The sequence below is a fragment of the Bacillus sp. FSL P2-0099 genome, from assembly GCF_038007445.1.
GTDB lineage: Bacteria > Bacillota > Bacilli > Bacillales > Bacillaceae_G > Bacillus_A > Bacillus_A mycoides.
Genome location: NZ_JBBOXE010000001.1, coordinates 384122 through 407100 on the forward strand (window position 1 = coordinate 384122; position 22979 = coordinate 407100).

Consider the following 22979-nt stretch of genomic DNA (forward strand, 5'->3'; position numbering starts at 1 on the left):
AGATACAAATGGGGTTTTTCCTGTTTACTATATTTTCAATCATTTTCATGACACCGTTTTCATTAGTTCATGTCATATGAATGTATTTCTATAAAAAGGGAACACAAAGACTTGAACATTTTATTTGTAAATATTTCCAGTGAACAATGAATCTATAGTTGGTTTGTGCGGACCATTATTAAATTATGCTGTCCCTTTTTCCTGTTCATTAGGAAATGGAATATTTAGTATAGACGCAATGTATTGTTTTCCATGTTTTCGAGCTAATGATTCTAATATTTGACGAACGCGTTTTGTAAGATGACCCTGTTTTTTTATAGACTCACAATATGCGTCATAGAAAACGTATTTAGCCCAAAGGAAATCATCTTGTTGGAATAAGAAATGATTTTTGTACCATTCGCCAATTGTATGATAGCAATTGTTTTCATGTACTGCTGCACTTTGTGAAAGAATACGATCGGATAAAGAATTAGATAGATGAGAAATTGTGTTTTCTGTTTCAACTTGTAATGTTTTTTCTAACATTGTAATGATGTGACGAGTAGCCATATGTTAACTCTCCTTTGTGTAAATGGGTAATACCATTCTATATTTAAAAAAATACTTACTATACTATTATACAATATATGGAATGCATCTACCTGCTTTTTAATTTGTATTTACAAAATCTTTTTTATTTGTTTACAAAAATAAAGTAAGATACAGTATATATATGAAAAAATAATAAAGGAATGAACACATTGTATATAACGATAGAAGAGGCTGCGGAGTATTTGAAATTACCAAAATCGTATGTTGAAGACTTAATTCAGCAAAAGAAAATTCGTGCACTGTTTGATGGAGAGCAATATTTAATAAACAAGGAACAGTTTAATACACATTTAGAACAAATGGAGAAATATAAGCAGTTAGTGGAAGAAATATTAAACGAACCAATTCCAGAAGATATGGATGTTAAAGACGAAGATTAAATTTATAAAAGCCCCCGTATTAAGATATGCAGAAATGTATCTTAATACGGGGGCTTTTTATATTAAGGGATGAAAAAGTCATCCGAAATCCCAGAGTTACTTTAAGGGAAAGAAGATTTTATAGGGATTAGTACTATTAGTTAAAAGCATATTTTTTTATACAGGGGACAAACATAGAGAACGTAACCTGTACAGATACATATACTATCAGTGCAAAAGCTTATAAATTAATGGAAGGGGTTTTCTCGTGAGTTTATTTCATTGGGATTTTTTGAAAGAATTAATTGGATCTTATGTAAGAGTAAACAGAGGTGGACCGGAATCTCAAAAAGGAATAATAGTGTCAGTATGTACGGACTACGTCGTATTACAGAATGAAAAAGGAGAGTACCATTACTACCAGCTTCGCCATCTGAAAAGCATTACAAAAAATACGAAAGATGGTGGGATAGGTGATTCTGTATGGTCGGAAGAAGACAGTGCAGAAGACTTTGAAACGCTACTTCAAGGCTTCAAATACCGCTGGGTGAAAATTAATCGTGGTGGTCCAGAGAAAGTTGAAGGTATTTTACAAGACGTTTCTTGCGATTATGTAACGTTAATTATAAAAGAAGAAGTGGTATTAATTGCACTATCTCATATTAAGAGTGTTAATTATAATGCACCAGTAAGTGGAGAGAATAGTGATGAGAGTAGCGATGAGAAAAGTAATGAAAACAGTAATAATTCAAGTCGCGCTCGTGCACAAAGACAATCAAGTAGAGGAAGATAATAAGAAAGGAGGGTACAAAATTGGAGAGTGTATTATGCTGTGATCAAATTAAAGGTTTAGTCGGTGAAAATGTAAAAGTAAATCTTCGCGGACCAGAAAGTAGAGTAGGTGTACTCGTATCATTAGGAAAAGATTACCTTACACTACAATTGCCTCTTGGAGAATTAGTATATTACCAGTTGAAACATGTGAAGAGTCTAGTTAGGAAAGTGAAAGAAGCACCGGGAGAATATGGTTCATATTTCTATGCTGATGAAGATACTTTTTTAGATGTATTAAATGACTTGAAGTATAAATGGATAAAGATTAATCGTGGTGGACCAGAGTGTGTGGAAGGTTTATTAAGTGATATACATGATGGAAGTATTACACTAGTAAACGGTGATGAGGTCATTTATATAATTAATTCTCATATTAAGAGTGTGAGTCAAATAGTTAAAAACAAAAAGAATGAAGAAGAATAATGTTTAATAAATAAAAGGGGCATTATGATTGAAAGTGAAGAACGATTTCATATTTTGCTGCAATAATTTCGCGGTATATGAAAAAGAATTCTTACTATTAAAAGACGGAACATTGCCCCTGATTATTTTTTTGAAATGGAAGACAGAAAAGCGCAATTTCATAGAAAGGAGGATATAGATGAATGAGTTAAACAAGAACATTGGGGAAAATATATACGTTAAATTAATCGGTGAAAGAAAGTTTAGAGGTATATTAATTGATGTAGGGAATGATATTGTTGTTCTTTACAATGGACAAGACTATGTATATATATCTTTATACCATATCCAATATTATAAATTTTTAAGAGAGCATGATGAAGAAATATTAAAGCCTGGTGTGGACTCTGTAATTAAGAGGGAATCACCTTCAATTTCTTTGAGAAAAGTATTAATCACATCTAAAGGGATTTTTACAGAAATTTATGTGGCAGGAAATGTTCCGATACACGGTTATGTTACAAGTGTAATGAACGATTATATTGTTTTTTATAGTCCAGTTTATAAAACGGTATATATATCTTTAAAGCATTTGAAATGGCTAATTCCTTATAAAGAGAACCAAGTCCCTTATTCCCTCAATAAAAATGAACTCCCCGTAAATCCATTAAATATTACTTTAGCGAGAACGTTCGAAGAACAGCTTATTAAAATGTCTGGGAAAATTATGGTGTTTGATTTAGGTGAAGAATCTAACAAAATCGGAAAGATGGCGAAAATTGATGAAGGGCATATTGAAATATTAAAAGCACGTGATGCAAAAATGTATGTAAATATTCAACATGTAAAATCTGTCCATTGTCCGTAGACTAGTTGAGAGGGCTGGCTTTTTCTTTTATATATAGGGAAGAAAAGGTCGAGCCTATTTGTTTAATTCGATTTGGATATGAGGGGGAAAATGAATTGAATATCATATAGGTATGTTAGTGTGATCTTTGAAGGGGCAATCTTGTACTAAAGGTGTACGAGCTACCTTTTTGTGTATTCAACTCACTTTTGAGGAAGTGCTGCTCAACTACTTTATTAAAGGGGTTTTGTTTGTGGAGCAGTTTCCAGATTCGTTTTCGATTACATTACTTGGCAGTGCGGGTGGAGCAGCAAAAGCAGTGTTAGCAATTTTGAATCAAGCGGTAGTAAATGAAAAAGATCCAATTTATGAAGTGATAAAGAATGTGAACTTCCATTTGGTGGATATAAAACAAAAAGATAAAAGTTATTATGATGAGTTGTTTCCAAATTTGAAAGAGCAATTTTTTTTATATGAAATAAACCTTCAAGATGTAGTCAAATTTAAACATCATTTAAAGGAAAAAAGAACGAAGGTTGTTATTGATGTTTCAGGTGCAGATACAATTAGGGTACTGAGTTGTTGTAATGACCTTGGCATTTGTTATATTAATTCGGCTTTGGAAAATGAGGCAGTAGATCAAGACGATAGTTTACTTGGTTTTCAGCTTACGGAAAGGTATACGAGGTTTGAGAAGGAGAAAGAAACATTTACAAATACAAGAGCGATTATAGGCTCAGGTATGAATCCTGGTGTTGTTCAATGGATGGTTGTTGAGCTTATGAAAGAACGTCCAAATGAAAAGCCGCGAGCATGCTATATTGTAGAACATGATAATTCATTTTTGAATGATAAAGAGCTTATAAAACCTCATACACTTTATGCATCATGGGCAGTTGAGCGTTTTCTTGATGAAGCGATATGGAGTTATCCTATGTATATGAGTCATCATCGTCCACTTTACTTTTATGAGGATGTATATGCTTCAGAGTATAAAGTAAAGTTAGGTGAAAAAGAATTTTATGGTTGCTTAATGCCACATGAAGAAGTTTTAATTTTAGGGAAATCTTTTAATATGGAAGTGGGTTTTCTTTATCGGATCAATGAGTATACAACAAACTTAATTAGACAGAACTTAGACAAAGTGGAAGATTTATGGAATTGGAATCGTAAAGTATTTAATCCAGCAGAAGATGATATTATAGGAGAAGATTTAGTCGGTGTGTTACTCGTTTATGAACATAATGAGACATACATGTATAATGTAATGAATAGTAGCCAAGTTTTTCAAAAATATAAAACAAATGCGACGTACTTCCAAGTAGGGTGTGGAATTTATGCTGGCTTATGTAGTTTACTGTTAGATACTTTTGGACAAGGCGCTTATTATGTAGAAGAATTATTATTAAATACTGAAAGTAAGTATGGGGAATATTTAAATTTATATATGAAGGATTTTGTAGTAGGACATAATAATTTCACAGATGGATTGCTAAATGATAGGGTAAGATGGATATAAATTGTAACTGAAAAGGAAGGAGATGTATCTCCTTCCTTTTAGTATTAGAAGGTTACATGTTGCCCTGAAAGCAATTTCATAATTATAATTTAAAGAGATAACACTTGAAATGTTTTTTTGTATTGATCAAGAGGAGTTTTTATATGAACAAATACAAGAGCTTGATTTATGAAGAAAGAGAAGTTTTAAAAGTATTTATATTATTATTCTATATTATATTATTTTTATATGGCGTTATCTATTATTTTATTTATCCCGCTATGAATATTAATGAAGCAAGGGTAGGGTGGCCAGAAGGTGGTATGGGAATAGGTGTATATATATTAGTAATATCTTTATTTCCTATTTCAATATATCTTCAAAAACAAGGTTATGTATATTTTGTGAAATACTTATTTTTAATTGGGTATATGCTTATTGATCTTATTAATAACTTAATGATTTATTTACACAGTGATCGTGTTTTTGAAAATGGAAATATGGTTGAAATATTTTTAATTTTATTTGCACCGATTTTCGTGAACAGAAAATATTTTTATTTCGTTTCCTGTAGTGTAATTGGAAAATATGTATTTTTTACTTTGATATTACAAGATGTAAAAGTTGTGATTCCGCTTGTATTATGTATATTCTTTTTCATCATTTCGCATTCTTTATTAAAGAGATTTCAATCTTATGTAAGGACAGTTGTTGAGATGATGAACAGTATGGAAGAGACAGAAAATTTAGCGGTTATTGGGACTATGTCTACAACAATCGCTCATGAAATTCGAAATCCATTAACAGCTTTAAAAGGATTTACACAAATTCAAAAAGAAAGAAATCCTGAAGATACGATGAGCTATGAGATTATGCTGCAAGAAATTGAGAGAATTAATGGGTTTGTTAGTGAATTGATGTTATTAGGAAAACCGAAACCAACAAATTATGAATGGTGTAATATAGGGGAAATCCTTTTATATGTTGTACAGTTAATGGAAAGCTATGCGACTCAATATAAAGTGAAATTTAATTTGCAAGTAGATGGAAATTTACCCGTTATAAATGGTGATGATAAGCAATTAAAACAAGTGTTGTTAAACATCATCAAAAATGGAATTGAATCGATGCCAGGAGGCGGGAATATTCAGATTCTGGCATATGAAAAAGCTGGAGAGAACTTGTGTATTTCTGTTGAAGATCAAGGTCTTGGGATAGAAAATGAGAAAATAGAAAAGATCGGAAAAGCTTTTTATACAACAAAAGAGAATGGTACAGGTCTTGGATTAATGATTACATATAAAATTATTGAAGAACATCAAGGGAGTATCGCGATTGAAAGTAGTATGGGGATAGGAACGAAAGTGGAAATTTATTTACCAACAGTGTAGTGCATTAGACGAAATTACTTTTCAGAAAAGTGTTCTTGTTGTGTAAATATAAACATTTTATAAAATGTTTCAAGAAGGGTTTTTTTTATAAAAAACTTCGTTTATAATGGAGGAAAATATCGACATAGAGCTTTTAGCTCATGTAACGGTTCAGTAGTGTTATGAAAAGAAAAGAAGGGGTGCACGCGCATCCTTTTTTCTATGCGGATATGATGAAAGGGGTGGTATGATGGAATTAACATTAAATTCGACTGTATGTTTACACACGATTCAATTTCGAAAAGAGCAAAAGAACTATATTGTAAAAGATACGATTACAGGAGAGACATATGAAATGCCGCCACTTTGGATTGATGCACTAGCAATGATGCGTGACGGTTTTTTATTGGGAGAAATTGAGGAGAAATTAAAAGAAGAATATCCAGCAGAAGAAGTAAATATGGTAGCATTTACGAGGCAACTGTTAGAGCTAGAACTTGTCGAAATGGTAGATGGAGAAGAGATAGCTTGTACAAAGAAGAAAGATAAAGATTATTTAGCTTGGATACGACCAAGGGTGGAGCAATTCTTTTTTAACTTAAATAAAAAATATAAAAGCAAAGGTCAAAAGTGATCTTTGCTTTTTTTGTAGACCATGTTTAAAAAATAACAGCGAATGCCCTTGCGAAAGCACCGTCACTATTTTTAATTTTTAAAGGTGCTGCTGAGAAAAAGAATCGTTTAGCTTTAATGGCATCTAAGTTTGTTAAGTTTTCAATTAAGTAAATATTATTTCCTAACAGTATGTGATGAATCGGTGATGTTTCTGTCGTTACCTCATCAGGAGAAATAAAATCTAAACCGACAGATTTTACTTTTAATTGAACTAGTTCTTCAGCTAATTCTTCGGAAAGATAAAACGCTTCTTTCTCATAAGCTTCGGTATTCCATTTATTAGATAGATTGGAATGGAAAATGACAATATCGCCTTCTTTTATGTCGACAGTATGTAATACTTCCTTAGGTAATTTTCGCTCTTGAACATGAGTCACATCGATAAGAACAGCTTCGCCTACAAATTGATTTAGGGGTAATTGATCAATAGTGGTTGCGCCTGAAATGAAATGAGCAGGCGCATCACAATGCGTACCAACATGAACGACAGAATGAAAATTCGTAACTTGATAACCTGTTTCTTCAACGCTTGTAATGGCTTCTAGTTGGATTTTTGGTGTTCCAGGAAATTGAGACATATTATTTTCAAACGTTTGTGATAGATCAATTACTTTCATTTTACATACCTCCAATATATTTTTTTCAAATAATAAAAAGCCCATCCTTCATAATCAAGAAAGATAAGCTTTACATACTAGTTGAGTTTTATCTTCCAAAATGCAATGCATTTTGCAGGAATTAGCACCTATTCAGTTTGCATAAACTGAGGTTGCTGGGCTTCAAAGGACCGGTCCCTCTGCCTCTCTTGATAAAGGTTTATTCGATTTTAAATTCGGAATATTCGTGATATTTAAATTGTAATTCATTTCCTTTTTTCGCGCAATACAAATTAGGTGTTCACCCAAATAAAGTTGCTCGCATATTGTAGCTTATGTAAGTAGACTGTTGCGAAGGAGTGAGTGCAGTGACAGGGAATGTATTAAATTATTATGCCGGTGGAAATACAGCTAGAGGATTTCACAGCTTATACGAAGAGAATTTGAAGGGGCTAGACAGGTTGTTTATTTTAAAGGGAGGCCCAGGAACGGGAAAATCTTCTTTAATTAAGGCAATAGGTCGTGAATGGGTTGAAAAAGGATATGATATTGAACTTTTGCATTGTTCTTCTGATAATAAGTCAGTTGATGGGGTGATTATTCCGAAATTAAAAGTAGGAATTGTTGATGGAACATCACCGCATGTTATTGAGCCGAAAATGCCAGGAGTTATTGAAGAGTATATAAATTTAGGAGTTGCTTGGGACTCAGATAAATTAAGAAAGCAGAAGTTAGAAATTGAACGGTTTGTATTAGAAGCGGGCAAGGCTTTCAAATCTGCTTACGGATGTTTTAAAGAGGCGTTAGTTATACATGATGAGTGGGAGAAAATATATATTAATAACATTGATTTTAATAAAGCAAATGAACTAACAGAACAGCTAATTCAGAAATTATTTGCAGATAAAAAGGGAGAACAATCGATTGTGAAACATCGTTTTTTAGGAGCTGCTACACCGAAAGGAGCAGTTGATTTTGTTCCTAATTTAACAGAAGGATTACCACATCGTTATTTTATAAAAGGACGCCCGGGTTCTGGAAAATCAACAATGCTTAAAAAGTTATCGAAGGCAGCAGAAGAAAAAGGTTTTGACGTTGAAGTATATCATTGCGGGTTTGACCCGAATAGTCTTGATATGGTTATCGTAAGAGAATTAGGATTTGCAATTTTTGATAGTACCGCACCACATGAATATTTTCCAAGTCGCGAAGGTGATGAGATTATAGATATGTATACTCTTATTGTTAAACCAGGGACGGATGAGAAGTATGCTACAGAAATTCGTGACGTTTCCATTCAATATAAAGCAAAAATGAATGAGGCAATGTCTTTCTTAGCAAAAGCAAAATCAGTTCGTGATAAATTAGAACGAATTTATATTGCTGCTATGGATTTTTCAAAAGTGGATGCATATAAAGAGGAAATTCAAAAAGAGTTTGAACGAATTACTGCTACTGTAATTGAAAAGAAAAAATAAGTGCTTTATTGAGCTGTCAGAAATTGTCTGACAGCTGTTTTGGTATATAGTAAAATTAGTCGTATATTTGTCGAATTCCCAGGGAAATAATCAAAAAATGGAGATGGTATGAAATGAGAGAGAAAATTGAATTAGAACTAGAGCGAATTGAAAAAGAGAATGGTGTGAAAATTTTATTCGCTGTGGAATCAGGGAGTCGGGCGTGGGGGTTTCCATCGAAAGATAGTGATTATGATGTTAGGTTTGTTTATATACACCCTGTAGAATGGTATTTATCAATCCATGATAAGCGTGATGTAATCGAATATTCAATTAGTGATGATTTAGACATAAGTGGTTGGGATATTAAAAAGGCATTGCAACTATTCGCGAAGTCAAATCCAGCTTTACTTGAGTGGATTCAATCACCAATTTTTTATTCGAAAAACTCTAACTTTCCAGAGCAGCTTCAGCAAAAGAGTGAAAAGAATTTTGATCCAAAAGCAACGATATATCATTACTTACATATGGCTTCAAAAAATTATCGTGACTTTTTGCAAGGTGAAAATGTAAAGTTGAAAAAGTACTTTTATGTATTACGTCCTATTTTAGCTTGTCAGTGGCTAGAAGAGAAAGGGACATTACCTCCAGTAGAATTTGACCGATTACTTATAGAACTATCTATAGAACGTAGTGTATTGAATGAGATTGAGAAGTTGTTAGTAAAGAAAAAAGCGGGTACGGAATTAGATGTTGGATTGAAAGTTCAGGCGTTAAATCAATTTTTAGAAGAACAAATTGATTATTATCAGCAATACGTGAAAGGGATTGAAAAGGGATTAGGGATTGATATTGAGAGTTTGAATACATTATTTCGAGATATGTTGTTTGAAGTATATGAAAAAGAGCACAAGTGAGTTTGTGCTCTTTTTTATCCCGCATTAACGGGCAGTAAGACTCCCACCTCAAGATTCGGCTGGAGCGAAGAAGTTAGGTGGGAGGTCAACTGCCCGTAAACGCCCGATTGGTGAGGGCTGATTAAAGTTTCACTTTATTTTGTAGGAATAAAGAAAACAGATATAGCTGCGATAAGACCTGCAAAGGAGAATAAGTAAAAATTCCACGCCAAGTCATATTGCATTGTCATAATAATACCGACAAGAATAGGGCCAGCAATCGCACCAACTCGGCCAAGTCCAAGTCCCCAGCCTAAGGAGGTAGCTCGTATATGTGATGGGAAGTATTGTGTTACATAAGCATTTAATATTTGAGTAATACCGACTGATCCAATTCCAGCAAGACCAATTAAAAGATAAATGATTGTAACAGATGGTTTAATTGTTAATAGTCCAATACATATGGCTGCCATAAGATAGGAGATACTAATAACAATTTTTGCTCCTATACGATCGGCAATCGCCCCAGCAAATAATGCACCGATAGCTGCAGTAATATTTAGTATAAGTAGAAATGATAAACTAGATCCAAGAGGGTATCCTGCCTGGCGCATCATCTGTGGTAGCCAAGTATTTAAACCGTATATTAAAAACATTCCCATTATATAAGTGAGCCAAAAAAGTAGTGTTGCTTTTATGTAATCTTTTGAGAATAACGTAAGAAATCCATTTTTCTTTTGTATATTAGATGGTGTTTCAGGAATTTCATCTTTTACATGGAATTCAATTTGAAAGCGATTAAGAATTTTATTCACTTCTTCTTGTCGATTTCGCGATAATAAAAATTGAATGGACTCAGGTAAATAACGAATAATGAAAGGAATGAGGAGTAGCGGAATCATTCCGATGCCAAACATAATTCTCCATCCGAAATCTTCTAGCATAAACATGGATAAAATAGCGCCTAACACGATACCTAAAGGATAGCCGGTAAACATAAGAGCATAAATAAAAGATTGCCGTTTTTTTGGTGAATATTCAACAGTAAGTGCTGAAGCCGTTGGGATAACACCGCCTAATCCGATTCCTCCGATAAATCGAGATAACCCAAATAATTCAGGAGAAGGAGCAATTGCAGCTAAGCCCATTGTGATAGAAAAAAGGGCTAAACAGCATATAAGTGTCCATTTTCGTCCAATTAGATCTGTAATGGTTCCAACTAGAATAGCACCAATAAACATCCCAAATAAAGCATAGCTGGCAATTGTTCCAGCGTGGGCTGGTGATAGTGCCCAGCTTTTGTCTTCTAGGAGCTTTGGCAGAACGGCGCCGTAAATACCTAAATCATATCCGTCAGCTAGAATGGCTAGCCAACAAATAAAAACAACAAGTTTTGTAATAGAACTTGAAAAGATAGTTTCTGTAGATTCTAGATGAGGTGGAGCAGAAGGTTGCATAGTATTCACTCCTTTTATTTGTAGATGAATATATTATTTTATTTAATGTTAATATTTCCCTGCGTATGTCGAAATTTATATGAAAAGGTGTCATGAAAAATAAAAAAGTTCAACAGGATTCCCGTTGAACTTCTTTGTTTTTTTATTCGTTATCAACTCGCTTTAATGGTTGATCTGCTGGACCTTCCATAACATCCCCATCAATTGAAAAACGGGAACCGTGACAAGGGCAATCCCAAGTACAATCACCGCTATTCCATTCAACTTCACAGCCGAGGTGTGTGCAAGTTGTATCGACGATATGTAATTTTCCCTCTTTATCTTTATAAGCACCTGCTCGTTTACCGTTGACATGTACAACAGAACCTTCGCCAACTTCAAGATTTTCTGGCTTACGTAATGCGGTTTCAATTTTTCCTTCAATTAAGTGTTTAGCAACATCAATGTTCTGAGAGAGGAAAGTTTTTATATCCGGATTTGCATGAAAGCGTGATGGTGCAAACAGTTCTTTATATGGGCTGTGGACTTTTAGAATGGAGTCCTTCAGTAAATGAGCTGCTGCAGTTCCAGTCGTCATTCCCCATTTACGATATCCAGTTGCCACAAATATATTTGGATTCCTTTCGTTAATATGTCCGATATAAGGGAGTTTATCTAGCGTAATTAAATCTTGCGCTGACCATCTATAAGGAATTTCATCTACTCCAAAAGTAGATTCAGCAAAGGAATATAGTGCATCATAATGAAGCATCGTATTAATTCCTTGGCCTGTTTTATGGCTCTCTCCGCCAATCAATATCAACTTTTCTCCATTGCTTGTCGTATAACGTATGGAGCGTTTTGGATCATCGATACTTAAATACATGCCCCCTGGATAATCCGTTTTTGCTTTTATTGCGAGGGCATAGGAGCGTTCTGCGTACATTCGCGTAAAGAAAAAGCTATTAGCATCATAAAAAGGAAAATGTGAACAAGAGACAATATATTTACAAGTGATGCGATGGTCACCCTTTGTAATAACTTGTGGATAATCTCCTTTTTCCACATCAATGGCTGTTGTTTGCTCATAAACTTTTCCACCCATTTCCACAAACTTTTCTAAAAGTGTTTTTAAATAAAGGAGGGGATGGAATTGCGCTTGATTTTTCATCACAAGTGCAGATTGTACGGGAATAGGAATCGACAGGGATTGAACATAGTCACAAGGAATATTTAATTTTTGATAGGCTTCATATTCTTTCGTTAAATTTCGCAGGCCATTATTGGTAGTTGTATATAAATACGAATCTTCATTTGTGAAATTACAGTCGATTTTATATGTTTGTACAGTCTCGTTTATGAATTGTAGAGCTTTACTATTTGATTCGTAGTAAAGCCTGGCTTTTTCAACACCAAAATTGTTTATTAATTCATCATAAATAAGATCATGTTGAGCTGTTACTTTTGCGGTTGTATGCCCAGTTGTTCCATTTAAAACAGAACCAGAATCAATTAAAACGACTTTCATTCCTTCTTTAGCGAGTAAATAGGCGGTGGTAATGCCTGTAATACCAGCTCCGATAACAGCAACTTCTGTCTTTATATTTTCGGATAAATGAGGAAAAGTAGGAAATTGAGTAGATTCAATCCAATAGGATGATGGTAACTGCGGAAATGTGTCATCTGTCATTTTGAAAACCTCCAAATTAGAACAATTTTCCTTTTAATATTTCCATATTATATGGAATTCATGTATGTTGTTTTCGTAGCGTTCTATTCTTACTAAATGAAAGAAAAAATATTTTAATATAATTATTTTATTGGGGCAGTATGAAGAAGTAGGATTTATATAAAGCTAAATTCAAGTGATTCCATTTGTTGATTACATAGAGAGTTCTTGAATAAGATAGAGTCTATGTTGTTTAAGTGGATATGTATATATACCTGATAAAGCCTTATGAAATCTATGCTTTTTCTTTAGTGAAATAAAGTATAATTATAAAAATATAACCAACTTTTATTACTAGGTCATAAAAGTTGTTGACAATATAGAAATTCTATTGTTATGATTCATCATGTGGAAAGGTTGATAGAGAGTAAAAAGAGAAATGTTTTTCATTGATAATAAAAGCGAAAATTAAGTGACGATAGAGTGAGTATATTTTCCTTATGATAAATGCTTTTTGGATCACGTAGTAAAATCAATCTGGAAGCAAGAATTGATATATGCAAGTTGCGCGGGGCGCGGCATAAGAAAGGGGCAAAAGGATGAAGGAGCTTCATACGTTTGGGTGGTATGCAGCACGTGTAGCACCACATTTGCCGAAAAAAGCATTTAAACCAGTTCCTAATCGATTATTTGGTGGACTGGCTTATTTACTTGTGGCATTGGCTGGTTTAATAACGATCGGTGTATTTGAATTGAATGTGTGGGCAAATCTAGGAATTGCAATTGTTCTTGGATTATGTTTTGCTTCACTTGGATTTTTAGGACATGAAATTTTACATGGAACAGTTGTAAGAAAGGCATGGCTTCGTGATTTTTTAGGTGCGATAGCATTTATGCCATTATCAACTGGCCCAAAACTTTGGAGAAAGTGGCATAATGCAACGCATCATGTTCACACACAGCATGAAGAGAATGATCCAGATGCATGGCCGACATTTGAGAAACTGAAAAAGAGTAAGTTTTTGAGCTGGGTATATCGCATGCCTCTTCATGTACGTTCATTCTTTAGTTTCCTGTCACTAACAATTCAATTTACGTTACATTCGACTCGAATGTTCTTTCATTTTATAAAAGAATTTAAGTCATCCAATCAAAAATCTGTATGGCTTCAACTTCTTTTGCCCTGGACAGTTTGGATTAGTTTATTGTTTATTATGGGACCTACAAAGTGGTTCTTTGCATACGTGATTCCGTTGTTAATTGCTAACTTTATTGTAATGGCGTATATCGCAACAAATCACCGCTTAAATCCTATTGTTCCAGTAAATGATCCTTTAGCAAACTGTTTATCAGTAACAGTACCGCGCTGGGTAGACGTTTTACATTTCAATTTCTCATACCATACAGAACATCATCTGTTTCCTGCTATGAGTTCTAAATACTATCCATTAGTAAAAGATAAAATTAAAGAAATGTGGCCGGAACGCTATCATGAAATGCCGATGACAAAAGCTTTGGCAGCACTTTGGAATACACCACGTGTGTATTATCACGGAAGTGAATTAGTTGATCCGCATAGGGAGCATTTCTATGGTTCTTTAGGAAATGGATTGGATCCTCATAATATTTCATATCGTGAGGAACATATAGAGGAAAAAGAGACTATAAAAAAAGTAAATCAATAATAGACATATCTTACGATGAAAAAGCAAGCTCTCTTAGAGCTTGCTTTTTGTTATAAAGAGACTTCTTTCTTGTTCTTCGTCTTGACCTGGACAGAGTTATTTTCTTTTCGTTGTAGTCGTTTTTCTAGAAGACTGACAAGATAAGTAAATAGAAGAACTAGTGCGAGATAGTATACACCAACAATGATATATGTATCTAATTGCTGGAAGTTACCTGCGGCAATTGATAAACCGGATCCCCATAATTCGGACATTCCTACATAAGCGACAAGTGAAGAATCTTTTAATCCAATAATAAATTGGTTCCCTAGAGGGGGAAGAGACAGACGAAATGCTTGTGGTAATATAATCCGGCGCATCGCTAAAGGGTAAGGCATCCCTAAAGAGCGAGCAGCTTCCAATTGTCCACGATCAACGGACTGAATGGATCCGCGGAAAATTTCAGTAATATATGCACCGTTATGGATTGCTAAAGCAATTGCTCCTGCCCAAAAAGGAGTGAAGACAATAATCGATGTAATACCGAAATAGAGAATGGCAATTTGAACAATTAAAGGTGTACCACGAATAATGGCGATATATACATGAGCAATACTATTTAAAACCTTATTGTTAGAGATTCGAAAGAAAGCGACTAGTAATCCAATTAGTGAACCGAGTAATAGGGATGTTAATGTTAATTGTAATGTGACAATAGTAGCCTTTAAGAGTGTGGGATAGGTAGAGATAAAAATTTCAAACATATGTGTCACCTCATATTGTATGGATTTTAGTAGTGAATGAAGTGCCCCACATACAAAGTGGGGCATGATTTATGAAATCTCTAAATGGCTAACTTACTTTGTTTTTGCCTCGTCTCCAAGAATATTACGCCCAAACCATTTTTTACTGATCTTTTCATACGTACCATCTTTAATGATTTCATCTAAAGCTTTATTTACTTTCTCAACCATTTCTTTATCATCTTTACGAATAGCAATTCCCATTTCATCAAGATTTAATGGTTTTCCAGCTTCTTTTATATTTGATTTACCTTCTTTGATCATACGTAAACCGACCATTTGATCAGTGATTACTGCATCAATACGTCCAGGCTCTAAGTCCATAAGTGCAGTAATATCGCTATCATATTCTGTGATTTGATCTGTATGTTTTGCAACAAGGTCTTTAAAGGTACTAGCTTTTACAACCCCAATTTTCTTACCTTTCAAATCTTCTGGAGAAGAGATAGATGTATTCTTTTTAGCCACAAAAATTTGGGCACCAGAGCGATAATAAGGATTGGAGAAACTAACAGCTTTTAAGCGTTCTTCTGTAATTGCCATACTGCCCAATATAGCATCATATTTTTTCGATTGTAGACCTTGAATTAGCGTTTCCCATGGATTTGTAATAGGAGTGGGTTTCATATTCATTTTTTTCGCAAGTGCCTCACCAATTTCCACATCAAAACCGGCAAGCTTTCCGTCATTTTCTTTATAGTTAAAAGGTTTATATAATCCACTCATCGCATAACGAAATTCTTTTTCACCATTTGAAGAAGTAGTAGCACTTTCCTTACTACAGGCTCCTAGTATGAAGGATGTACATAATGTAATACTCGCAACAATGGTTAATAGTTTTCTTTTCATAAAACCCCTCCTATATATTGATCATACGGATGGTTTTAAGTATGTTACTGAGATATTTTATTTGGACAATTAGTTGTGCACCGTATGGATGTATTTCTTTTCATTTGAAACAGAAGTTACATTATAAAACGTTGCGTAAAAATTGTTTTGCTCGTTCATGTGATGGAGCTGAAAAGAATTGTGCTGGCGGAGCGTCCTCTACAATCTTTCCGTCATCCATAAATATGACGCGATCAGCTACATCTCTTGCGAAATTCATTTCATGAGTAACAATAATCATGGTCATTCCTTCTTCAGCAAGTTCTTTCATAACTTGCAATACTTCTCCAACAAGTTCAGGGTCTAAGGCTGAGGTAGGTTCATCAAATAGCATAATTTTAGGGTTCATAGCAAGAGCTCGTGCAATCGCAACGCGTTGTTTTTGACCACCTGAAAGTAGGTGAGGAGTTACATCCGCCTTATCTTGTAGGCCGACTTTTTGTAGGAGTTGATTCCCAACATCCTTCGCGTCTGCTGTCTCCAATTTTTTTACGTGAATAGGTGCTTCTATGATGTTTTCTAGTGAGGTCATATGAGGAAAGAGGTTAAAGTGTTGAAAAACCATACCGACATTTTCACGGACTTTGTTTAAATTTGAATGCTTCGGATCAATTCGTTCACCTTGTAAGTGAATTTCACCTTCATCGTACATTTCTAAAAAGTTAAGACAGCGAAGTAATGTACTTTTGCCGGAACCACTGGCACCGATTAAAACAACAACTTCTTTTTCTTTTACTTCTAAATCAATTCCTTTTAAAACATCAAGTGAGCCAAATGATTTTACTAGATTTCGAACTTGAATCATACAAAACCCCCAGTCAAAAATATATTTTACAAATGTTGCCCCTTATTTCTGTTATTAGTCATAAATTGTCAGAATCCTTTATTTTTTTCAGGGGGATTTAATATTCAAAGAAATAATGATTTTTAAAATCCTTATATCTTTCTATAACGAAAATATGGATAATAATATATAGGTAGTACTTATATTGCTTATAAGAAGGGGGAAAGAAGAGATGGGAAAAGAAAGAAAAACATTTTCCTTTGGCTTGCGTATACAGCTTATGTTATTTACTACAGTTTTAGCTTTCATTACATATTCAACAAGTTTAATTTTCATTTACGTTATATATGATTACTTTCAAAGTTATGTAAGTCAAACTGTTTATAATATTATCGTTATGTTATTAGGTGTAGTATGGTCTGGAATTTTAGCGTATGGGGCAGCAATATTTTTAATTAAACCACTTCGAAAGTTGGAAGAAGCAGCAAGGAAAGCGGCTGAAGGTGATATTCGTGAAGATGTCCCATTGCCAAAGACCGATGATGAGATTAAATCTTTAAGTGTTGCATTTAATATGATGCTAGGGAACTTAAGGGGCATGGTAAAAAATATCGATACTACATTTTCGTATACAAATAATCAAGTTCAGCAAATTAGAAAACAAACAGGTGAAGCGACAAAGCAAGCACAAGGTGTGTCTGAAACTCTTGCGGAGATTTCTTCCGGTGCCGAGCAATCAGCAGCATCGATTCAAGCGATCGTTTCTACTGTTGATACAACGACTTCTATTGCAAATGAAGTAGAAGGAAAAGCAAAACAGTCTGACGAGTTGTCTTCAGAAATGGTTCAAGCTTTAGGACAAAGTACACGTGTCTTTACTTCTTTAATTCAAGGTATTCAAACATTGGCGAGAGAAAATGAAGATTCGATGGAAAATGTACAGAAATTAGAAGAGCGAATGAAACAAGTTGAACATATTGTTTCTGTTGTGAGTGAGATTGCTAGTCAAACGAATTTATTAGCACTCAACGCTTCTATTGAGGCAGCTCGTGCAGGAGAGCATGGAAGGGGCTTTGCGGTTGTAGCAGAAGAAGTACGTAAACTTGCTGATGAAAGTGATCATTCCGCAAGAAATATATCGCAGTTATTACGGGATATGCAAGATGAAGTACAGCAAGTCGCATTGAAAATGACAGAGCAGGTGAAGACAGCTAAAGAAGAGGCGAAACGCGGAGAAGCTACAGAATTAATTTTAAAAGAAATGTCATCAAGTGTTATGGAAGTAGCCGATGCAACCAAGCAAATTAGTAGTTATATGAATGAACAAGCGAGTCACATTCATCAAACAGGAGCACAAACAAAGGCTGTAGCAGCAATTGCGGAAGAAACGTCAGCTGGTTCACAAGAAGTGGCACGTGTGACATTACAACAGTCTAAAAATATGATAGCAATCGATCAATTATTAAAAGACTTAGAGAAGCAATCAGCGGATTTAAAACAAACAATTGAACGGTTTTCAATGTAAAAGAGAAGAACAGAATGCTGTTCTTCTCTTTTTTTAGCGAGATTTAATATCTACAGTTAAAAAGTATAAACTATGAACGTTTCCGCAACATTCTTTTCTGTCCCTTTCGGATGAAAATTATAGCGAGCTATAATATTAAAAGGGGTGTCTTTTATGAAAAAAGAAAAAAGACAACGATTAATTAAACAATTTGTAAAGGAGTATGAAATAGAGAAGCAAGAAAGATTAGTAGAATTGTTAGCAAAAAAAGATGTATTAGTAACACAAGCTACAGTTTCTCGAGATATTCGTGAGTTAAACTTAACGAAGGTACCTTCTCAAGAAGGATTAATGATATATAAATTTTTCTCAGAAGAGCATTTACAAACTGATATAAAGTTAAAGAAAAAATTACGAGAGGTTGTTGTAAAAATTGATTGTGTAGATCAATTAATGGTTATTAAAACATTACCCGGTAATGCACATGTTATTGGTGTTTTGTTTGATGAGTTAGATTGGAAAGAAAAAATAGGATGTATATGTGGAAATGATACATGCCTTATAATTTCTCAGTCGAAATCAGATAGGGAGATTTTAGAAGAAAGGTTAAATTTAATTATTTAGATGCAAAATCCTGTTTTTAATAAAAATTAAAAACAGGATTTTTTTAAAAATACGGAAGTTAAATATTCAGCATATATGCGTAATATATGTATTTTTTTATTGAAAAAGCGGGATGGAATGTTATAAAAATACAAATTCATATGATTTTTAAAAAATAACTTGTTTAATATTTCACAATGATAATGTAGATGTTTTCACAAAGATGAAAGCGCGTAGCATTTATTATGTACTTGTAAGACATCAAACATATTTAAAAGGAGGTACAACAAATGAAGCATCCGATACATGTTACTTCAGAAATTGGGGAATTACAAACAGTTTTATTAAAACGACCTGGTAAAGAAGTGGAAAACTTAACGCCAGATTATTTGCAACAATTATTATTTGACGATATTCCATACTTACCAATTATTCAAAAAGAGCATGATTATTTTGCACAAACATTACGCAATCGGGGTGTTGAAGTTCTTTATTTAGAAAAACTAGCTGCTGAGGCATTAGTAAATAAAAAACTTCGAGAAGAATTTGTTGATCGTATTTTAGAAGAAGGACAGGCTGACGTAAATGTTGCACATCAAACTTTAAAAGAATATTTACTTTCCTTTTCAAATGAAGAATTAGTTCAAAAAATTATGGGTGGTGTACGGAAAAACGAAATTGAAACAAGTAAGAAGACACATTTATACGAATTAATGGAAGATCATTATCCGTTTTACTTAGACCCAATGCCTAATTTATATTTTACTCGTGATCCAGCAGCTAGCGTGGGCGATGGTTTAACGATAAATAAGATGAGAGAACCGGCGCGTAGACGTGAATCATTATTCATGGAGTACATCATTAAATATCATCCAAGATTTGCAAATCACAATGTGCCAATTTGGCTAGATCGTGATTATAAGTTTCCGATTGAAGGTGGCGATGAGCTAATTTTAAATGAAGAAACAATTGCAATTGGAGTATCTGCCCGTACGTCAGCTAAAGCAATTGAACGTTTAGCTAAAAATCTTTTTAGCCGACAAAATAAAATTAAGAAAGTGTTAGCAATAGAAATTCCAAAATGCCGAGCATTTATGCATTTAGATACAGTGTTTACAATGGTTGATTATGACAAGTTTACAATTCATCCAGCCATTCAAGGGCCAAAAGGAAATATGAATATTTATATTTTAGAAAAAGGCCCAGATGTGGAAACTCTTAAAATTACACATCGTACTTCTTTAACGGAAGCATTAAAAGAGGTATTAGGTTTAAGTGAATTAGTTCTTATTCCTTGTGGAGGAGGAGATGCAATTGCTTCCGCTCGTGAACAATGGAATGACGGTTCTAATACATTAGCAATTGCGCCAGGTGTAGTTGTTACATATGATCGCAACTATGTATCCAATACGTTATTACGGGAACATGGTATAGAGGTCATTGAGGTGCTAAGTTCGGAATTATCTCGTGGTCGTGGGGGTCCACGTTGCATGAGTATGCCAATTGTTCGTAAAGATATTTAGTATAAATAACGGAGAAAGTAGGGATGAAGTATGTTAATGACTAGACCAAATTTAAAAGGAAGAAGCTTTCTAGCTGAAAAAGATTTTACACAAGAAGAATTATTATATTTTCTAGATTTAGCAGCAGAATTAAAAGAGAAAAAGAAAAACGGTGTCCCACATCATTATTTAGAAGGTAAAAATGTAGCGCTATTATTTGAAAAAACCTCTACTCGTACGCGATGTGCATTTACAGTAGCATGTACAGATTTGGGAGCGAACCCTGAATATTTAGGGAAAGGTGATATTCAGCTTGGGAAAAAAGAATCCGTAGAGGATACAGCAAAAGTGTTAGGACGCATGTTTGACGGAATTGAGTTTCGTGGATTTAATCATGAAACTGTAGAATCTTTAGCACAAAATTCTGGTGTGCCGGTTTGGAATGGATTAACAGATATGTGGCATCCAACACAAACACTTGCAGATTTATTAACAATTAGAGAACATGTAGGGAAATTAAAAAATGTGAAGCTCGTTTACGTTGGAGATGGACGAAATAATGTTGCTAATAGCTTACTAGTTGGTGGAGCGATCGTTGGAATGGATGTACGTATTTGTACACCAGAATCTTTATGGCCAGAGCAAGAAGTAATTGATTTAGCAAAAAAATATAATGAACAGGTAATGATAACAAGTAATGTGGAAGAAGCTGTTGCGAATGCAGATGTAATTTATACAGATGTATGGGTGTCTATGGGGGAAGAAGAAAAATTTGCTGAACGTGTCGAGTTATTGAAACCTTATCAAGTAAATATGAAAATGATTAAAGAAACAGGAAATGAAAATGTGATTTTCTTACATTGTTTACCTGCATTTCATGATGTTGAAACGATGTATGGTGAGGAAGTTTATGAAAAATATGGGTTGAGGGAAATGGAGGTAACTGACGAAGTATTCCGCAGTAAACATTCAAAAGTATTTGATCAGGCTGAAAATAGAATGCATACAATTAAAGCGGTTATGGCAGCTACTTTAGGAAACATGGAGTAAAGAAGAAAGGGAGTCTTCCTTTCTTCTTTCTCCTCCTTTAGACACTATCATCCACTATTGCTTTCGTAGTGTTATTGCAATTAAAGAGAGGTGAGTGGAATGGGTGAAGATAAGAAATTAGGGTTGTTTACATTAACGGCACTTGTAGTGGGGTCTATGATTGGCGGTGGAGCATTTAATTTAGCAAGTGATATGGCAAAAGGAGCTGGAGCTGGAGCCATTATTATTGGTTGGGTTATAACAGGAATTGGGATGATTGCGCTTGGATTATCTTTTCAAAATCTAACTGTAAAACGGCCAGATTTAGATGGTGGTATTTTTAGCTATGCAAAAGCAGGATTTGGTAATTTTATGGGATTTAATAGTGCGTGGGGATATTGGCTATCTGCCTGGCTTGGTAATGTAGCTTACGGCACATTATTGTTTTCTTCATTAGGGTATTTCTTCCCAATCTTTGAAGGCGGTCAAAATGTAGCATCCATTATTGGTGCAAGCGTATTATTATGGTGTGTTCACATGTTAATTTTACGTGGAGTTCAATCAGCAGCACTTGTGAATTTAGTAACTACAATCGCAAAATTAGTACCTGTATTTGTATTTATTGTCATAGGAATCTTCGCGTTTCATATTGATACATTCCTAGATGGATTTTGGGGACAAACTGGTTCTTTTTCATGGGGAGCGGTTGGCGGCCAAGTTAAAAGTACAATGCTTGTAACTTTATGGGTGTTCATCGGGGTAGAAGGGGCTGTTGTTTTATCTAGTCGAGCAAAAAATAGAAGTGATGTAGGGAAAGCAACGGTTATTGGCTTAGTGGGTACACTCATCATTTACATTTTAATTACATTACTGTCTCTTGGACTTATGCAGCAAGCAGATATTGCTAATTTAAAAAATCCGTCTATGGCTTATTTATTTGAAAGTGTTGTTGGAAAATGGGGTGCTATCTTTATTAATTTAGGTTTAGTTATCTCTGTATTAGGTGCTTGGTTAGGTTGGACTTTACTCGCATCTGAAATTCCGTATTTGGCGGCTAAAGACGGAGTATTTCCAAAATGGTTTGCAAAAGAAAATAAAAATAAGGCTCCAATAAATTCATTATGGATAACAAATGGCTTAATTCAAATGTTCTTATTAACATTCGTTGTTTCCGATCAGGCGTATAACTTTGCATTTTCGTTAGCATCTTCAGCTATTTTAATCCCATATGCTTTTTCAGCATTTTATCAACTGAAGCATAGCTTAAAGTCTGAAGAAGCGGATCGAAATAAAAATATAATAATTGGTTTGATAGCAAGTATTTATGGTGTGTGGTTAGTTTATGCAGCTGGTTTAGAGTATTTATTATTAACAATGACTTTATATGCGCCAGGTATTTTTATTTTTTATAATGTTCAAAAGCAAAAGAGTTCGAAGCAAATATTTACTCGAGTGGAATTAGCATCATCGGTAGCAATTGGTGCTTTAGCATTCTTTGCGATTTATGGATTAATTACAGGCAGTATTACTTTATAAAACGTTGTGAAAGTGAAATCAACTGGAGGGCTG

The 22979-nt window shown here is 34.2% G+C and carries 22 protein-coding genes, 1 pseudogene and 1 riboswitch; of the genes and pseudogenes, 16 read left to right on the forward strand and 7 right to left on the reverse strand.

What is annotated here, in order from left to right:
- Positions 1 to 183 precede the first annotated feature (183 nt).
- Positions 184 to 552 carry a hypothetical protein gene (locus tag MKY90_RS02025; RefSeq protein WP_002029521.1) on the reverse strand — a complete coding sequence of 123 codons (369 nt, stop codon included), beginning with the start codon at positions 550 to 552 and terminating at the stop codon, positions 184 to 186.
- Positions 553 to 734: 182 nt separating this feature from the next.
- On the opposite strand from MKY90_RS02025, the gene MKY90_RS02030 reads away from it, so the two are divergent.
- The 7 genes from MKY90_RS02030 (at position 735) to MKY90_RS02060 (ending at position 6538) form a co-directional block, all read left to right on the forward strand.
- Positions 735 to 974 (forward strand): helix-turn-helix domain-containing protein, encoded by a 240-nt coding sequence (locus MKY90_RS02030; protein ID WP_002029523.1) that lies wholly within the window; start codon positions 735 to 737, stop codon positions 972 to 974.
- A 247-nt stretch (positions 975 to 1221) separates the two neighbouring features.
- Positions 1222 to 1746, forward strand: a complete 525-nt coding sequence (locus MKY90_RS02035; protein ID WP_002029525.1) for a hypothetical protein — start codon at positions 1222 to 1224, stop codon at positions 1744 to 1746.
- A gap of 20 nt (positions 1747 to 1766) precedes the next feature.
- Positions 1767 to 2210, forward strand: a complete 444-nt coding sequence (locus MKY90_RS02040) for a hypothetical protein (RefSeq protein ID WP_002029527.1) — start codon at positions 1767 to 1769, stop codon at positions 2208 to 2210.
- A gap of 178 nt (positions 2211 to 2388) precedes the next feature.
- Entirely contained in the window at positions 2389 to 3057 is a 669-nt protein-coding gene (locus tag MKY90_RS02045) for a hypothetical protein (protein ID WP_002029528.1), read from the forward strand.
- A 232-nt stretch (positions 3058 to 3289) separates the two neighbouring features.
- Positions 3290 to 4555: a hypothetical protein gene (locus MKY90_RS02050; RefSeq protein WP_002016709.1), complete on the forward strand. Its 1266-nt coding sequence runs from the start codon at positions 3290 to 3292 to the stop codon at positions 4553 to 4555.
- 143 nt (positions 4556 to 4698) lie between these two features.
- Positions 4699 to 5925 carry an ATP-binding protein gene (locus MKY90_RS02055; RefSeq protein ID WP_098167870.1) on the forward strand — a complete coding sequence of 409 codons (1227 nt, stop codon included), beginning with the start codon at positions 4699 to 4701 and terminating at the stop codon, positions 5923 to 5925.
- 229 nt (positions 5926 to 6154) lie between these two features.
- Positions 6155 to 6538: a hypothetical protein gene (locus tag MKY90_RS02060; protein WP_033708170.1), complete on the forward strand. Its 384-nt coding sequence runs from the start codon at positions 6155 to 6157 to the stop codon at positions 6536 to 6538.
- A gap of 25 nt (positions 6539 to 6563) precedes the next feature.
- Here the strand turns inward: MKY90_RS02060 and MKY90_RS02065 are convergent, their stop codons facing one another.
- Complete coding sequence (locus tag MKY90_RS02065; RefSeq protein WP_002091277.1) at positions 6564 to 7196, reverse strand: cyclase family protein; 633 nt, start codon at positions 7194 to 7196, stop codon at positions 6564 to 6566.
- Between the two features lie 85 nt (positions 7197 to 7281).
- A riboswitch (SAM riboswitch) is annotated at positions 7282 to 7394 on the reverse strand.
- A gap of 149 nt (positions 7395 to 7543) precedes the next feature.
- On the opposite strand from MKY90_RS02065, the gene MKY90_RS02070 reads away from it, so the two are divergent.
- Both MKY90_RS02070 and MKY90_RS02075 read left to right on the forward strand, forming a co-directional pair.
- On the forward strand, positions 7544 to 8653 hold the full coding sequence (locus MKY90_RS02070) for a PRK06851 family protein (RefSeq protein ID WP_002186823.1): 1110 nt from the start codon (positions 7544 to 7546) through the stop codon (positions 8651 to 8653).
- 113 nt (positions 8654 to 8766) lie between these two features.
- Entirely contained in the window at positions 8767 to 9549 is a 783-nt protein-coding gene (locus tag MKY90_RS02075; protein ID WP_341090191.1) for a nucleotidyltransferase domain-containing protein, read from the forward strand.
- A gap of 134 nt (positions 9550 to 9683) precedes the next feature.
- Here MKY90_RS02075 and MKY90_RS02080 read toward each other — a convergent pair whose 3' ends face one another.
- Positions 9684 to 10985 carry an MFS transporter gene (locus MKY90_RS02080; RefSeq protein ID WP_002016702.1) on the reverse strand — a complete coding sequence of 434 codons (1302 nt, stop codon included), beginning with the start codon at positions 10983 to 10985 and terminating at the stop codon, positions 9684 to 9686.
- A gap of 142 nt (positions 10986 to 11127) precedes the next feature.
- A complete protein-coding gene (locus MKY90_RS02085; RefSeq protein ID WP_002016701.1) occupies positions 11128 to 12654 on the reverse strand; it encodes an FAD-dependent oxidoreductase in 1527 nt (508 codons plus the stop codon).
- Positions 12655 to 13232: 578 nt separating this feature from the next.
- On the opposite strand from MKY90_RS02085, the gene MKY90_RS02090 reads away from it, so the two are divergent.
- Positions 13233 to 14318, forward strand: coding sequence for a fatty acid desaturase family protein (locus MKY90_RS02090; protein WP_002091268.1), 1086 nt, complete (start codon positions 13233 to 13235; stop codon positions 14316 to 14318).
- A 50-nt stretch (positions 14319 to 14368) separates the two neighbouring features.
- On the opposite strand, the gene MKY90_RS02095 is transcribed toward MKY90_RS02090, so the two are convergent.
- From MKY90_RS02095 to MKY90_RS02105, 3 genes are all read right to left on the reverse strand, one after another.
- The gene (locus MKY90_RS02095; protein ID WP_002169270.1) at positions 14369 to 15061 is read right to left on the reverse strand and encodes an amino acid ABC transporter permease; all 693 of its coding nucleotides are present in this window, start codon (positions 15059 to 15061) and stop codon (positions 14369 to 14371) included.
- Between the two features lie 93 nt (positions 15062 to 15154).
- Complete coding sequence (locus MKY90_RS02100; RefSeq protein WP_002091263.1) at positions 15155 to 15949, reverse strand: ABC transporter substrate-binding protein; 795 nt, start codon at positions 15947 to 15949, stop codon at positions 15155 to 15157.
- Between the two features lie 121 nt (positions 15950 to 16070).
- On the reverse strand, positions 16071 to 16793 hold the full coding sequence (locus MKY90_RS02105) for an amino acid ABC transporter ATP-binding protein (protein WP_002029539.1): 723 nt from the start codon (positions 16791 to 16793) through the stop codon (positions 16071 to 16073).
- Positions 16794 to 17169: 376 nt separating this feature from the next.
- Between MKY90_RS02105 and MKY90_RS30345 the strand changes: the two are divergent.
- From MKY90_RS30345 to arcD, 6 genes and pseudogenes are all read left to right on the forward strand, one after another.
- A pseudogene (locus tag MKY90_RS30345) lies at positions 17170 to 17355 on the forward strand (HAMP domain-containing protein); the annotation flags it as partial.
- A 15-nt stretch (positions 17356 to 17370) separates the two neighbouring features.
- A complete protein-coding gene (locus MKY90_RS02110) occupies positions 17371 to 18297 on the forward strand; it encodes a methyl-accepting chemotaxis protein (protein ID WP_429705361.1) in 927 nt (308 codons plus the stop codon).
- Positions 18298 to 18450: 153 nt separating this feature from the next.
- Positions 18451 to 18900 (forward strand): arginine repressor, encoded by a 450-nt coding sequence (gene argR / locus MKY90_RS02115; protein WP_000711835.1) that lies wholly within the window; start codon positions 18451 to 18453, stop codon positions 18898 to 18900.
- Between the two features lie 269 nt (positions 18901 to 19169).
- Entirely contained in the window at positions 19170 to 20402 is a 1233-nt protein-coding gene (arcA, locus tag MKY90_RS02120; protein WP_002139467.1) for an arginine deiminase, read from the forward strand.
- A gap of 30 nt (positions 20403 to 20432) precedes the next feature.
- Positions 20433 to 21431 (forward strand): ornithine carbamoyltransferase, encoded by a 999-nt coding sequence (argF, locus tag MKY90_RS02125; RefSeq protein ID WP_000930304.1) that lies wholly within the window; start codon positions 20433 to 20435, stop codon positions 21429 to 21431.
- 99 nt (positions 21432 to 21530) lie between these two features.
- Entirely contained in the window at positions 21531 to 22946 is a 1416-nt protein-coding gene (arcD, locus tag MKY90_RS02130) for an arginine-ornithine antiporter (RefSeq protein WP_002016693.1), read from the forward strand.
- The last annotated feature ends 33 nt before the right edge of the window (positions 22947 to 22979 follow it).

Excerpts from the sequence above, each read along its gene's own strand:
- MKY90_RS02095 (WP_002169270.1), bottom strand. The coding sequence starts at position 15,061 with ATGTTTGAAATTTTTATCTCTACCTATCCCACACTCTTAAAGGCTACT.
- MKY90_RS02100 (WP_002091263.1), bottom strand. The coding sequence starts at position 15,949 with ATGAAAAGAAAACTATTAACCATTGTTGCGAGTATTACATTATGTACA.
- MKY90_RS02065 (WP_002091277.1), bottom strand. The coding sequence starts at position 7,196 with ATGAAAGTAATTGATCTATCACAAACGTTTGAAAATAATATGTCTCAA.
- arcD (WP_002016693.1), top strand. The coding sequence starts at position 21,531 with ATGGGTGAAGATAAGAAATTAGGGTTGTTTACATTAACGGCACTTGTA.
- MKY90_RS02030 (WP_002029523.1), top strand. The coding sequence starts at position 735 with ATGAACACATTGTATATAACGATAGAAGAGGCTGCGGAGTATTTGAAA.
- MKY90_RS02045 (WP_002029528.1), top strand. The coding sequence starts at position 2,389 with ATGAATGAGTTAAACAAGAACATTGGGGAAAATATATACGTTAAATTA.
- MKY90_RS02085 (WP_002016701.1), bottom strand. The coding sequence starts at position 12,654 with ATGACAGATGACACATTTCCGCAGTTACCATCATCCTATTGGATTGAA.
- MKY90_RS02060 (WP_033708170.1), top strand. The coding sequence starts at position 6,155 with ATGGAATTAACATTAAATTCGACTGTATGTTTACACACGATTCAATTT.
- argR (WP_000711835.1), top strand. The coding sequence starts at position 18,451 with ATGAAAAAAGAAAAAAGACAACGATTAATTAAACAATTTGTAAAGGAG.
- arcA (WP_002139467.1), top strand. The coding sequence starts at position 19,170 with ATGAAGCATCCGATACATGTTACTTCAGAAATTGGGGAATTACAAACA.
- MKY90_RS02025 (WP_002029521.1), bottom strand. The coding sequence starts at position 552 with ATGGCTACTCGTCACATCATTACAATGTTAGAAAAAACATTACAAGTT.
- MKY90_RS02075 (WP_341090191.1), top strand. The coding sequence starts at position 8,767 with ATGAGAGAGAAAATTGAATTAGAACTAGAGCGAATTGAAAAAGAGAAT.
- argF (WP_000930304.1), top strand. The coding sequence starts at position 20,433 with ATGTTAATGACTAGACCAAATTTAAAAGGAAGAAGCTTTCTAGCTGAA.
- MKY90_RS02055 (WP_098167870.1), top strand. The coding sequence starts at position 4,699 with ATGAACAAATACAAGAGCTTGATTTATGAAGAAAGAGAAGTTTTAAAA.
- MKY90_RS02090 (WP_002091268.1), top strand. The coding sequence starts at position 13,233 with ATGAAGGAGCTTCATACGTTTGGGTGGTATGCAGCACGTGTAGCACCA.
- MKY90_RS02080 (WP_002016702.1), bottom strand. The coding sequence starts at position 10,985 with ATGCAACCTTCTGCTCCACCTCATCTAGAATCTACAGAAACTATCTTT.
- MKY90_RS02110 (WP_429705361.1), top strand. The coding sequence starts at position 17,371 with ATGGTAAAAAATATCGATACTACATTTTCGTATACAAATAATCAAGTT.
- MKY90_RS02105 (WP_002029539.1), bottom strand. The coding sequence starts at position 16,793 with ATGATTCAAGTTCGAAATCTAGTAAAATCATTTGGCTCACTTGATGTT.